We start from the raw sequence: 12,406 nt of genomic DNA, 5'->3' as shown, positions 1-12,406 counted from the left end.
GAGAGTCGATTTTTGTTCGAGCTGGCGTAATCGGGTTCAGATGCCGCCCAATCACATCGACCTAGTTTAGATATAAGGTAAAAGCTGTCCGCTCAGCTCTATTTTGTGACCTAGGCACCATGAGGTAGCCATGGAAAAGCCAACTGTCCGTAATGCTAGATCCCCCTGAGTGTTGATGTGAGAACAGAATCCCGAAGCGGTAGGGTTTATTTACATTGCGGGTGTCTTCAAGCACGTCTTTCTCAGCTAGATGACGAGGGCCGCCCCTCCCCCTTGCTGTACCTGAGCCTGCCCGGCTAGAGCTATAGTAGTGAATCGCTCCTAGCTTCTGCTTCGGGGCGATTCATTATTCAGCAAGCCGGCATCCTTTGATTGGGTTCAATTGGCCGATCCTACTGGCTCTCTGTGTCGGCAACGTGTCAGCACATCTTTGAGATAATGTAGCCAGCTCCTCCAGCAGATGCTCTTGACTGCAAAGGCCAATATTGCCGATCAGGTCTGCAGATGCAGGGGAGCGCTGAGTCGTAGCAAGGCCCATGCTGCGTAATCGCAGACCGCCAATGAGGATTATGAGTTATCAATGCATGCCGTTACGTGGGTCATTGTCGTTCTCCTTAGTGGCTCATGAGCTTATCGATGGCACCGGGCTTGTCATGCACGCCGAAGCGGTCAACGATTGTTGCGCTGGCTTCATTGAGACCGAGCACCTCAACCTCAGCACCTTCGCGTCGGAACTTTATCACGACCTTATCTAGCGCTGCGACGGCGGTGATATCCCAAAAATGAGCCTGTGTGAGATCGATGGTGACCTGGTTGAGCACGTCCTTGAAGTCAAAAACCTCAGTGAACTTGTCTGCAGAGCTAAAGAACACCTGGCCCACAACGTGGTAAGTCCGATGCGATTTCGTTTCATCCAGAGTGCTGTTGATATCTAGGTAGTGCCCGACCTTATTGGCAAAGAACAGAGAAGCCAGCAACACACCTACCAGTACGCCATAGGCTAGATTGTGAGTGGCCACGACGACCACGACGGTCGCCACCATCACGAGGTTGGTCGACAGCGGATGCTCTTTCAGATTGCGCAAAGAATCCCAGCTGAAGGTGCCGATGGACACCATGATCATCACAGCCACGAGTGCTGCCATAGGGATTTTGTAGAGCCATTCGCCAAGAAATACCACCATCAGCAGCAGGGAAACGCCTGCACACAATGTCGAGAGACGGGTGCGGCCTCCCGATTTCACGTTGATGATCGACTGGCCGATCATCGCGCAACCCGCCATTCCGCCGAGCATTCCTGCGGCGATGTTGGCCACACCCTGACCTTTGCACTCGCGGTTTTTGTTGCTGGTGGTATCGGTGAGATCGTCGACGATAGTCGCGGTCATCATTGACTCGAGTAGACCTACTACGGCCAACGCAGCCGAGTACGGGAAAATGATGCGCAGGGTTTCAAAGTTCAGCGGCACTTCGGGCCAAAGAAAAATCGGCAACGTATCCGGCAGTTGGCCCATGTCGCCTACAGTACGGATATCCAAGCCAAGATAAATGGCGATGGCAGTCAGGGTCAGGATGCACACCAACGGTGACGGAATCAGCTTGCCGATCTTCGGTACGTATGGGAACAGGTAGATGATCCCGAGACCCGCTGCGGTCATGGCATAGACGTGCCAGGTGACATTCGTAAGTTCCGGCAACTGCGCCATGAAAATCAGGATCGCCAATGCGTTTACGAAACCGGTAATTACCGACCGTGAAACAAACCGCATCAACGAGCCAAGCTTCAGGTAGCCGGCAAGGATTTGAAGTACGCCACATAGTAGGGTCGCGGCCAACAGGTACTGAAGTCCATGCTCTTTTACCAGCGTAACCATCAGCAGTGCCATGGCGCCTGTCGCCGCCGAGATCATTCCGGGACGCCCGCCGATAAAGGCGATGACGGCACATATACAGAAGGAGGCGTAGAGACCGACTTTGGGGTCTACCCCGGCGATGATGGAAAAGGCGATGGCTTCCGGGATCAGCGCGAGTGCGACGACGACTCCTGCGAGCACGTCTCCGCGAACGTTGGAAAACCACGTTTGATTAATTTTTTGCAGCATAGAAATATCCAAGGCAATGCACCGCACGCACACCAAAAAAATGGCGAGCGCATCGATACGAATTCAAATTGTGAGGATTATTTGACTGTGTGCTTTGGGTGTAAGAACCGGGCATACAGCAGCACGCAACGCGAGCGAAACAGGCGGGTGCGAGGTGTTGCGAGGGGGCGTAGCGCTAAGGCGGCGTAGGCTGCCAGTAGATCGTTTGGAGTACAGTCATGCTGATGTTCCTGTAGCTCAAGGCGGAGGCGGCACCAATAATACCTTAAAGCTAATTTTGATTGCGACCCGTTACCTGACCGACGGCGCTTTGCATTAAGTCATGCCCTTCCACGGCGCTTCCTCTACTACGCTCTACCTGCCGGCCCTCCCCCTCCTTATCTCACTCGCTGCGCTCCAAGGCCGTTTGGAGCCAACGTTTTATTTGTATAGTCTTGCCCTGAATACGGCTACTTGAACGGGAGTTCCGGATTGATCAAACCGATAATGCTGTTACGGCGAGGCTTCGCCTCCATGCGTTGGCGCACCAGGGTCACGTTATGGATCGCAGCAACCATTGCCGGCTTGCTGGTGGTGGCTTTTGCAAGGCTCGCGGACATAGCCCTGGCTCAGTTTTCCCACCTGACCGCAGAGCGAGCGTGGCTTCCTCTTATTTATACTCCACTGATCGGCATGCTCGTAGTTTGGCTGACAACGCGCTTTTTTATGGGGGCCCAAGGCAGCGGAATTCCTCAGGTAATCGCAGCAACACGACTCGCGCGTCAAGGTAAGCCCATTGAAAGACTGGTTTCACTGCGAATTGCTTTCGCCAAGATAGGCCTTGGAACTCTGGCGTTGACGGGTGGCTTTTCGGCGGGGCGTGAAGGCCCCTCAGTTCAGGTTGCCGCGTCCATCATGCACTTCTTTCACCGATTCCTCCCCAACGCAAGAATCGTACGCAGCGAAGGATCTCATCCTGGCGGGAGGTGCGGCGGGTATTGCAGCTGCATTCAATACGCCCCTAGCAGGGATTGCATTCGCGGTAGAAGAACTGGGACGCAAGCTGGAAACCCGTACCAGTGGCGTTCTTCTCAGTACCATCATCCTTTCTGGGATGGTCGCGATTGCGCTGCAGGGAAACTACAACTACTTCGGTCATTTCGGCATTCAGGACATCAACCTGGACATAGTCATCCCGGCATTAGTGATAGCCATTGGATGTGGCCTGTTGGGTGGTTTGTTTAGCCGAATGTTGTTATGGCCACAACGGCATCCACATTTCATCATCTGGCAATGGTGGCGCCTGCACCCAGTGTGGTTTGCCGGCATCTGCGGATTGGTCGTCGCTATATTGGGCTGGCTGAGTGGCGGAATGTCGTTCGGTAGTGGGTACGGCATTACCTCTCAGGTCATCGCATCTGATGTAGCCCTGCCATGGCACGCCCCCATTACTCGCTTCTTGGCGACCGTAGTGACGTATTTTTCCGGTATTCCAGGAGGTATTTTCGCCCCCTCGCTCGCTGTAGGGGCCGCAGTCGGCGCCAACACCGCAGAGCTATTCCATCTGGCCGCGCAGCCCACTATTGCACTCTGCATGGTCGGATTTCTGGCTGCCGTTACTCAGTCGCCAATCACCTCCGCAATCATTGTGATGGAGATGATTGATAGCCACAGCATGGTGATCAGTCTCATGGCGGTAGCCCTGATCGCCAAGGCTGTCAGCTCAAGAATGGGCCCTGAGTTGTATCAGCAATTGGCGCGAGGCTTTCTCGAGAGTGCAGAACCTGCTGCTGCACCAAAGAATCAAGCTCGATAGACCTTATCGTGTCATCGTTCTAGCCAGAGAGTTCAGTTGATCCTTTTCATGCTGCAGCGCTAACGTGGTCTCTACACGAGTCATCAGAAGATCCACGTGCCTGTCGCATGCATCTTTAAAGATCGCTGGGTTTATTTCAGCGAGACTGATGAGAGCTTTCAACAGGCGCAAGTTAACTTCCAGCAAAGCTGCACCGTCCCTGCTGATCGGGGCAAAAAAATCATCGAACAGATCATCAACCGTCAATCCTCGGAGAAATACCTGTTTACAGCCTTGATCCGGTTGCGAGCTAGGGACGTGAGGCTTGCTCCAGCAAGTTAAAGTCCTCACTCCCCGGCCAATGACATCGATGGCTGTCCCTGGGTCGTTCACCGCAGGCGATAAGGCGCGAGAAGCGATTTCCGAGAGCACACAAAGTCCGAAGCGTGGATCATTTTCAAAGGTTCGACGGACGCCGAAGGTCAGGGTCGCTAGAATCTTCTCTCTTGTAGTATCGGTATCACCGCCCATCGTGTTGCCCAAGCTCACAATGTGGAGCAGTGGCATTCCTTCGTGCACAAATGTCCCCGGAAGCACCTCCAGATAAATCTGTACTTGATCGTCCTGCGCGAAAGCTCCGAGTGCGCTTACATCAATATGTTGCACGTAACCTGTCAGCTCACTTTTGACCGTTATTGCGCCGAGAGGTAGCGAGAGATCTCTCGGGTAAGCAGAACCGCCCAAGTAAGGCCACTGAACTCGTTGAGTGATTGCCGTTATCGCAGCCTTCTCGACGCGGTCGATGGTTTCTCCCACCCGTCCAAGTTTTGACAGGTGGTCGATCCAGCGCAAGAGGGTGTAAACGATCAAGATCACCACAATTATAGTCACTGCGAACAGCAACACCCGACCTTGCGTGCCATATGCACCCGTGCTCAACGCGATGATCCCCACCAGGCTAAACAGGAATGAGCCTATAAACGTGGCAAGGGCATTTTGGGTCGCCGTGTCTTCCATTACCAAGGTGGTGGCGCGCGGTGTCACTCCGCTGCTCGCGGCCCCATAAGCGGTGACCATTGTGCTCAACGAGAAGGTTGTGACGGCCAGCATGCTGGAGGCAATGATCCCCAGAATTTTGTCTACGGCATCTGCGCCGATGCGCGCTGGCAATGACTCCGGAATGAAGTCTTTGAATACAACAGCGAGCAGTGCCGTAGCCACCCCTAGAAGGGAGAATAGGGAGGCTCTGAACCACAGCCGTTTGGTGAGTTGATTCGTTACCCAACGCCAACGAGCAATCATGTGCAATCCTTCAGTGACTACGTCAATTGAGTACCGGGCGGCGCAGAAGTTTTATCGGAAATTTGAAACGGGTTTACATCCTGGCTAGAGATGAAGCATCTCACAGGTATGAGTGTTGCCGCGATTGCGCGCGTAACGTTCACGACCCCTTGCAACTTGATGAAGAGAAGTTGTTAAAACGTTGATGTTGTCTGTTCAGATAATGGCCGTATCAGAACGTCAGGTTATTTCGCGCTCGTGTAACGTAGGTTGAAAAGTGCGCCAGCAAAAGCGCACTTTTTTGCAGGATCTAAAGCTTAAATTTGGCTACCAACTGGTTGAAGGATACTGCAAGCCTTGAGAGCTCGTGGCTCGAGGCATTTGTCTGATGTGCTCCTGTAGCAGTTTGAGCTGACAAGCTTTGAATGTTGACGAGGTTACGATCTACCTCACGAGCAACCTGTGCCTGTTCTTCTGACGCGCTTGCGATAACCAGATTGCGTTCTGTGATTGCAGCTACACCCTCAGTGATTGACTCCAGAGCAATGCCTGCAGCCTGCGCAAGCTGACGTGTGTTAGTTGCCTGGCTCTGACTCTTAGTCATGGTTTCTACTACAGAGGTAGCGCTTGTCTGAGCAGCGTTAATCATCCCCTCGATTTCAATAGTCGATGATTGGGTACGATGAGCTAGAGCTCTTACCTCGTCAGCTACTACTGCAAATCCGCGACCTTGCTCGCCCGCTCGAGCAGCTTCAATGGCCGCATTCAGAGCTAGGAGATTGGTTTGGTCAGCAATCGACCTGATGACTTCAAGCACCTTGCTGATTTCTTTAGTCTGATGAGCAAGCTCTTGAACCTGCGAGCTCGATGAGTTGATTTCCCCAACCATTCCTTCAATCGCTACAACAGCTTCTCCAACCTTACTTTTGCCTGCCATGGCGTCTTGATTGGTTCTTTGCGATATTTCTGCTGTAGAAACGGCATTTCGAGCGACTTCATCGACCGCAGCTGTCATTTCATTCACAGCGGTAGCAGCCTGTTCGATTTCGCTGTTCTGCTGAGTAAGACCCCGTGTGCTCTCGTCCGTTACGACGCTCAGCTCTTCTGCTGCCGAGGCTAGCTGATCTGATGCACTGGATATATTTTGAATTGTGCTTCGAAGGCTCGCCTGCATCCCATCTAGGGAGGACAGTAATTTCCCGGTTTCGTCCTGGCTACCTGCGTCAATACGTTGCGTAAGATCTCCACCCGCAATACGCTCCGCAGCCGATACTGCATAGGAGAGTGGCCGTGTAATGAGTCGCGTAATAAGAAGACCCAGGCCCATTGCCAGGACGAACGCGATTACCATACCTGCAATCATCGTTAGCTTAGAACTTTGAATGAGAGCATCGCTTTCACTTCGGAGATCGTCTGCCTGATCATTGTTAGATGCAATTATCCCTAGCATCTCTTTCTCAGCGAAACCGTACTTATCGCTGACGTCTCCTATCAGTTGCAATCTCGCCCCTGGCAAATCCCCCGACATCAAAGTATTGGCGAACTTATCTCCCGCTTTTATATAAGCAGGCCAATCCCGTTCAAAATTATCACCTAATGCCTTTTCGTCATCGCGCAGCGGGGTGCTACGATAAATAGCAAATGCTTTCTCTACAGCACGCTGGCGGTCAGATAATGATTTTAGAGTGGTTGCGAGTTCCCCCTCAGCTGCACCACCAGCTTTTTGTGCCAGCAACAAGTATAGGTCTCTATTGTGATAAATTACTTGCTGAAGAGCTTCATTCACCTTGTTAATTGAAGTTATATTATTGCTAAATACCGATGAGATCGCGTCGCCCAGCCGCGAGTTGCCGTTCATCCCGACGAGCCCAATCGCAATAGTTATCAATGCGCATATCAAGAATGATATGGACAGTTTTGCCGCAAGGCGTAAATTCAGAAACCAAGTCATAGAGCTTTCTCTTCGATAGGGGAGATCTGGTTAACCTTGAGGCGTGCCATTGATCTGGAGATGTATCGGCAAGCAAGTCCGATTATTGAGATTTTTTTCTCACGCGCAGCTTAAATAGATTGTTTCTTATGTTTACCACCCTAAGTCCAAGTAATATTGATTTTAATAACAATTCGCACTTCAATTGTTAGGGTTGTTGAATTTTTACTGAGACCAACTTGGCTGATTTAGCTTCTCGTCCATTGAAGGCCGCCTTTCCCAGTTGGGTGGGAAGCAATCTGAATAGCTGATGCTTCTCTGATCCTTCCACTAGACCGAGTCAGCTGGGAATCTGAGATCGCCAATCCTGCTTAACCACAGTACGTCGGAAAACGCTGAGTAATCGGAGCAAGCGGAGCGCGCAGGCTGGCACAGCCGAAGGCGTGAAGGATGGACGCCCGCAGGGCCGAGATACGGCGGGACGCGGGAGCTCGGTTTACGACAGCCCGCCCGCGCACAGCGGCTCGCCAACAGACGTAAGTCAGTCAGATCTTGCTTGACTCAGTAGCACCACCGCCGTGGCTGAACAAAAAGCGCAAAGCAAATGCCCTCCTACATGGCTGCCAAAAACCCCAGACCTCTCACAAGCTCAGGTATCTATTCAGCCGGGCTTTTGCTGCGCACGAAGCTCACTCCACGTAACGGAGCCACAAATATGTCCGACCAGAGATCGCCTGTGCGACTGCGGAAATGCGTGCTTGTAGGTCTTCATCGTTAGTGTTGTAGAGCGCACAGAAGTCTTGGGCTACGACGTTAGCAAGGGACGTATCAGGCGGTTCAGCACGAACGAAGCCGATGTAAGAAGCACCTACGCCCATCAACTCATAGCCATGCGCTTCTGAAAAGTGACGCGCAACCGCAAAGTTTTTTGCAGGATCCAGGTCGGAAGTGAAATAGCCATTCGGAAAAGCCGAGAGTGCCTGGCAAGACTGCTGAACGGGTACCAAGAGCACTGAAAGAGGCTGCTCTAGAAGAGAGATAGGGTTGTTCTGGTAACCGATCCACTCCTGGAGGGCCTGCTGATCTAGCGTCAAACCATGAGCGCAAGCATCCTCGAAAGACGTGGCTGCAACCAGGCTCATGAAATTGCGAAGACAGATTGCGAACTCCGCTTTCGTAGTCGGATAGCCAATGTATTCACCATTCTCAAAGCACTCTGGAGGTAACCCCGCTATGTCCTGCTCCGATGCATCGTCCATCCCTAAGTTATTGCGCACATGTCCCGAGGTGTAGCGGGCCTGGTGCAGGTCATCGAGCGAGAACAGAGGTTTAAAGCCTGGGTGCGCCTCAACAATCTTACGACGAGCTTCGGTCAAATCGTCAAAGCTGGTAATCCCGCTCACGCCGTACTCGTCGCATGTACCTACAGACGGATTTTCACGCATGCCATTACCGCGAAATTCGATATCCATAAACCGTGGCCCTCTCCATGATGGAACTGAACTGAGTGAGTAATCCTAAGCGTTCCAGGATCATCGTTGAAGGTCTGCCGCCGAGCGAAATAGGTTTTCCTGCCATCACATAGCAGCACGCTACGCTAACTTTGACGTTCGCACTTCGAGGTAATGTTGATGTCCGAAACTGGCCTACCATGCAATTTCTAATCGACTCAGGGAAGAACTGATGACTACAGATCCGTTATGTCTAGTCTTTGTGCCGGCTCTGGCGGCAGTGCTGCAAGCCGCCGAGGATAAAAAGGGCCAGCCGCTTACCGAGATTGAGGTGTGTGAAATCCGAGACAGACCCATCCAACATCAAAGTCCTGGAGAACGAAGGGAGCCACCATTTGCACCTACTTTATAAAAAGGGACGAGTTGATTTCCTAACTCTACTTGCCAGCCCAGAGTGTGTAAGAGCGCGCCGGCAAACTCTTAAAGCGGGAAGAAATTCGACGAGTTCATTGCCCCAGCTTTAAACATCCGGTTCTGGCCGATTACTGCCCGCTACGACAGGCAGAAATCGGCCAAAAGCAGCCGATAGGATTAGACTACATCTAAGTCCTGTCAGAGATTATTTGTATGCTGATTGAGTGCCAAAGGTGCAGCCAAGGTTACGTTCGAGCAATGCGGGTGCGCTCCACAAATATTTTGCTGTGGGTGTGCGAAGAGTGTGAAGCAACGTGGACGAGCCAGGATGAGGTGAGTGCCAGTAATTTTGAAGACTACGGTACGTTAATGGCCGGCATTGGGCGCAGTTGTTTATGGTCAGAATTGGAGCCACAGTGAAAAATTCGTTACCGCTTACATTTCTGTCAAATGTCCGCTTTGGGTCGCTTGCTGCTCCTCACGACAGGCAGCAATCGGCCAGCAGTAGCTCTTCATGACAGCCTGCAATCGGCCAAGAGCAGACTTCAGCTATCTACCAGGCGATATAGCGCTTGAGCGTGGGATGTCGCTAGCCCTGTACGCTGCAAATTTCGGCGACTTTGCGAGCTGGGAAGCGCGGTTGCGGCGATCACAAGACTGCCGTGTTTTTTTGCTTGCTCTATCCGATGAGATATCAGGGCTCCATGGTAGCCCTGGCCTCGTGCATTTTTTCGGGTGGCAGCCGTCCCAAGGTAGGCAACTCCATTGCAGGCCAGGTACATCAACGCTCCTGCCACGACCTTTCCATCAGCTTTAAGGACGTACATTTTCAGACGTTCATTTGACATCAGTCCTGCGAACGAAGCCTGGCTCAACTGAAGATACTCTGGCTTGGTATGAAATCCACTCGCATGCACGGCTGCGAACTCAAGAAGCGTTTGTGAGGTGGCTTCTTCGATTTCGAATGAGTGGTGATTCAAGACCACATTTTCGATGGTGCACGCGAGTTGCAGATGCGTCCACCCCCTCAGACGCTCCAGCCGCTTCTCACCCACCAAAGTGTACTGTTCCAAAGTCGAGGCCTTTCCGATAAGAGGCGTTACTGTCGAATACTCTGCTGATTCCTTGAGCAAGCTCAATAGTGACTTGGGTCTGTCGGTACTATCGCCGTAGATGCGATTGAGCATCGGGCTAGGTGATGCCTTCACCTGAAAGCATGGAAAAGCTTCGTTGAAAAACACACGAGCACCAAAAGGGTTTCCACTTATCCGAGACAAACTCTCGACGCGGGCACACAAATACTCGCTTTCTGCGGCCTCAATCGCATTAGCCATTCCGACATTCATGTGCATAGCCCTTATTGCGTGATGTCCCAGAAGGGTAACGGCAAATTCAACAATACACACCTCCAAACACACAGCTGGTAGATAACCTGCTCCGGTGTGCCTTTGGGAACGACAACTGCCTGTCGCGAAGGGCTGCAATCGGCCAGAAGCAGTCGTTCAGCACAGCACAAACGGCTGACGTCACCCCGGCGAAGAAGAGTAATTGAGATATCTTGTCGAGCTGTCGATTCGCTCAAAATTCCAGGGAAGCCAATGCTCATTTCACTCTTGTCAAATGGTCAGCCACAAACGCCAGACCGATTGGAACTGATCGCCCCCTGGTGGAGTTTCACGAAAACGGTCTTGGCTGCGACGGCCCTATCGTTGGTGCGTGACGGACTGATCGGATTGGACGACCCCATTCCCGATCACCCTTTCACGTTACGCCAGCTACTGCGGCACGAGGCCGGCTTGGCTGATTACGGAGAACTTGCGGAGTATCACACCGCCGTTACTAACGGTGAGCCAGCATGGACGGCAGATGAAATGATGCGGCGCCTTGACGGTACTCGACTTCGATACACCTGCGGAACCGGCTGGCGTTACTCGAATGTCGGCTATTTACTCATCGGCAGGCTAATTGAACGGCTGACTGATCTGGCGCTTGATGATGCGGTGATTCAACGTGCTCTTTCCCCTCTGGGCATCTCGAACGTTCGCTTTGCTAAAACACGAGCCGACTTACAAACGTCCCCTCTTGGACGCGCCTCAAATTATGACCCCGCATGGGTTTACCATGGCTTGTTGATCGGCCCGATTTCGCAAGCAGCGCTCTTTCTGGATCGACTTCTCTGCGCAGATCTCCTCTGCGCGGGCTTGCTCAAGGAAATGCAGACAGCACGAACACTAGGCGGCCCGATTCCCGGGCGCCCATGGGTCACCCCGGGCTACGGCCTCGGCTTGATGCACGGTTCGATTGACGGTGGGTATTCTCTATCCGGGCACACAGGCTGCGGGCCAGGCAGCGTCATTGCTGTCTACCGCATCTGCGACGGCGACGCATCGGCTTGCTGCGCTGCTTTTGAGGCGGATGCCAGTGAAGGTGCCGTTGAAGCCCTCGTTGTTGGGCAACTGATGCAAGTTTTGCGACAGGGGGGTGACGGCATCAAAATCCTTTAGCCGGAGGCCTTATGGTTCGCCGGATGACCGCTTCGGGTCGAAAGCGCGCAGTCGTATGCAAACGCAGACATGCCCTTTCGAGCAGTCAAATTGAGTTGAACAGACCGAGATATGAAATGGTTGCGGTGCTCTCCGGTAAGCGCACCAGCGGCTCTACATCGGTAGTGGTCGAACGTCGGTCGCCCCAGATGGCATTCGAAACCAGCCTCTTCAAGGGCGGCTTTCGCGAGCCGAGCCGCCGGGGGGGCTCGGCCCTTCGGGCATTCATCCTTCACACCTACGGGCTTCGGCATGCGCGCACCGCTTGCGATGGAACGCGCCAGTCATCGTTAATCTGTAACCTGCGGGCAAGGGTTAAAAACCTCGGTTACGTCGAGTGTTGTATGCCACGGGATGGCAGTGCCTGACACCATTCCGCCTACGGTTTGCTTTCGACCCGACTTGCGCACATATCCGCCATCCGTCCCAGTGAAGACGTGCTGCCCTGGCTTCGTCAGATAATCAAAGAAACTGACTTTCACAGGCACATTCATTTGCCCACCCGGCGTAATGACGGCGAGCATGATCGCTCGGTCTTTGGTGAATACAACGAACGGTTCGACTCCAGTGCGACCACCAACTGTCTTCACGCACTGCACTTGTTCTGGGAGGATGCGTGCGGTTTCAGTGTAGGTGTGGTTGTTGTAGAGGCTGAGGATCAGGCCTTTGCTGGTCAACACTCCCAGGCCTTGAGTGGCCCTGCAGCTGCCTTCGCTTCCATATGGGAACAAGCACCAGTTAGTTTCCGATACGGCTTGAATATCCGATGGTGCAATTTTCAGATCGCGCTGGATTTGGGCTTTTGATTCCGGCGTGTCGTAAGGGATCATGACGCATCCGCCGACTGTCACTGCTGCGATGAGGCCTATGGCCGCAGCTACGTTTTGAACTGATGATTTGAAGGTGTTCAT

The 12,406-nt window shown here is 52.8% G+C and carries 8 protein-coding genes and 3 pseudogenes; 3 read left to right on the top strand and 8 right to left on the bottom strand.

Translation table 11 applies throughout. From position 1 onward, the window contains the following. Nucleotides 1-181 precede the first annotated feature (181 nt). Nucleotides 182-300, top strand: a pseudogene (locus tag GIW28_RS30790) (GNAT family N-acetyltransferase); the annotation flags it as partial. 121 nt (nt 301-421) lie between these two features. On the opposite strand, the pseudogene GIW28_RS11470 reads toward GIW28_RS30790, so the two are convergent. The 3 genes and pseudogenes from GIW28_RS11470 to GIW28_RS11460 all read right to left on the bottom strand — a co-directional run. Further along, nucleotides 422-561: pseudogene (locus GIW28_RS11470) on the bottom strand (universal stress protein); the annotation flags it as partial. 53 nt (nt 562-614) lie between these two features. Next, nucleotides 615-2,102, bottom strand: a complete 1,488-nt coding sequence (locus GIW28_RS11465) for a SulP family inorganic anion transporter (RefSeq protein WP_236446469.1) — start codon at nt 2,100-2,102, stop codon at nt 615-617. 449 nt (nt 2,103-2,551) lie between these two features. Then, complete coding sequence (locus tag GIW28_RS11460; RefSeq protein WP_236446471.1) at nt 2,552-2,701, bottom strand: hypothetical protein; 150 nt, start codon at nt 2,699-2,701, stop codon at nt 2,552-2,554. Here GIW28_RS11460 and GIW28_RS11455 point away from each other — a divergent pair. Beyond that, a pseudogene (locus tag GIW28_RS11455) lies at nt 2,673-3,897 on the top strand (chloride channel protein). The gene GIW28_RS11460 and the pseudogene GIW28_RS11455 sit on opposite strands and share 29 nt — an antisense overlap. 3 nt (nt 3,898-3,900) lie before the next feature. Here GIW28_RS11455 and GIW28_RS11450 read toward each other — a convergent pair. From GIW28_RS11450 to GIW28_RS11435, 4 genes are all read right to left on the bottom strand, one after another. Continuing rightward, nucleotides 3,901-5,178 carry a DUF2254 domain-containing protein gene (locus tag GIW28_RS11450; RefSeq protein ID WP_236446443.1) on the bottom strand — a complete coding sequence of 426 codons (1,278 nt, stop codon included), beginning with the start codon at nt 5,176-5,178 and terminating at the stop codon, nt 3,901-3,903. A 289-nt stretch (nt 5,179-5,467) separates the two neighbouring features. Further along, on the bottom strand, nt 5,468-7,108 hold the full coding sequence (locus GIW28_RS11445) for a methyl-accepting chemotaxis protein (RefSeq protein ID WP_236446444.1): 1,641 nt from the start codon (nt 7,106-7,108) through the stop codon (nt 5,468-5,470). A gap of 668 nt (nt 7,109-7,776) precedes the next feature. Beyond that, entirely contained in the window at nt 7,777-8,559 is a 783-nt protein-coding gene (locus tag GIW28_RS11440) for a DUF4253 domain-containing protein (RefSeq protein ID WP_236446446.1), read from the bottom strand. A gap of 938 nt (nt 8,560-9,497) precedes the next feature. Next, complete coding sequence (locus tag GIW28_RS11435; protein WP_032900661.1) at nt 9,498-10,298, bottom strand: GNAT family N-acetyltransferase; 801 nt, start codon at nt 10,296-10,298, stop codon at nt 9,498-9,500. Between the two features lie 252 nt (nt 10,299-10,550). Here GIW28_RS11435 and GIW28_RS11430 point away from each other — a divergent pair, with 252 nt between their 5' ends. After that, complete coding sequence (locus GIW28_RS11430) at nt 10,551-11,456, top strand: serine hydrolase domain-containing protein (protein WP_236446448.1); 906 nt, start codon at nt 10,551-10,553, stop codon at nt 11,454-11,456. A gap of 329 nt (nt 11,457-11,785) precedes the next feature. On the opposite strand, the gene GIW28_RS11425 is transcribed toward GIW28_RS11430, so the two are convergent. Next, entirely contained in the window at nt 11,786-12,406 is a 621-nt protein-coding gene (locus tag GIW28_RS11425; protein ID WP_048402005.1) for a hypothetical protein, read from the bottom strand.

Origin of the sequence: Pseudomonas sp. PA-5-4B (genome assembly GCF_021606215.1) — a bacterium.
GTDB lineage: Bacteria > Pseudomonadota > Gammaproteobacteria > Pseudomonadales > Pseudomonadaceae > Aquipseudomonas > Aquipseudomonas edaphica.
This window is presented reverse-complemented; position numbering and strand designations above follow the sequence as displayed.

Excerpts from the sequence above, each read along its gene's own strand:
- GIW28_RS11465 (WP_236446469.1), bottom strand. The coding sequence starts at position 2,102 with ATGCTGCAAAAAATTAATCAAACGTGGTTTTCCAACGTTCGCGGAGAC.
- GIW28_RS11460 (WP_236446471.1), bottom strand. The coding sequence starts at position 2,701 with ATGTCCGCGAGCCTTGCAAAAGCCACCACCAGCAAGCCGGCAATGGTT.
- GIW28_RS11450 (WP_236446443.1), bottom strand. The coding sequence starts at position 5,178 with ATGATTGCTCGTTGGCGTTGGGTAACGAATCAACTCACCAAACGGCTG.
- GIW28_RS11445 (WP_236446444.1), bottom strand. The coding sequence starts at position 7,108 with ATGACTTGGTTTCTGAATTTACGCCTTGCGGCAAAACTGTCCATATCA.
- GIW28_RS11440 (WP_236446446.1), bottom strand. The coding sequence starts at position 8,559 with ATGGATATCGAATTTCGCGGTAATGGCATGCGTGAAAATCCGTCTGTA.
- GIW28_RS11435 (WP_032900661.1), bottom strand. The coding sequence starts at position 10,298 with ATGAATGTCGGAATGGCTAATGCGATTGAGGCCGCAGAAAGCGAGTAT.
- GIW28_RS11430 (WP_236446448.1), top strand. The coding sequence starts at position 10,551 with ATGCTCATTTCACTCTTGTCAAATGGTCAGCCACAAACGCCAGACCGA.
- GIW28_RS11425 (WP_048402005.1), bottom strand. The coding sequence starts at position 12,406 with ATGAACACCTTCAAATCATCAGTTCAAAACGTAGCTGCGGCCATAGGC.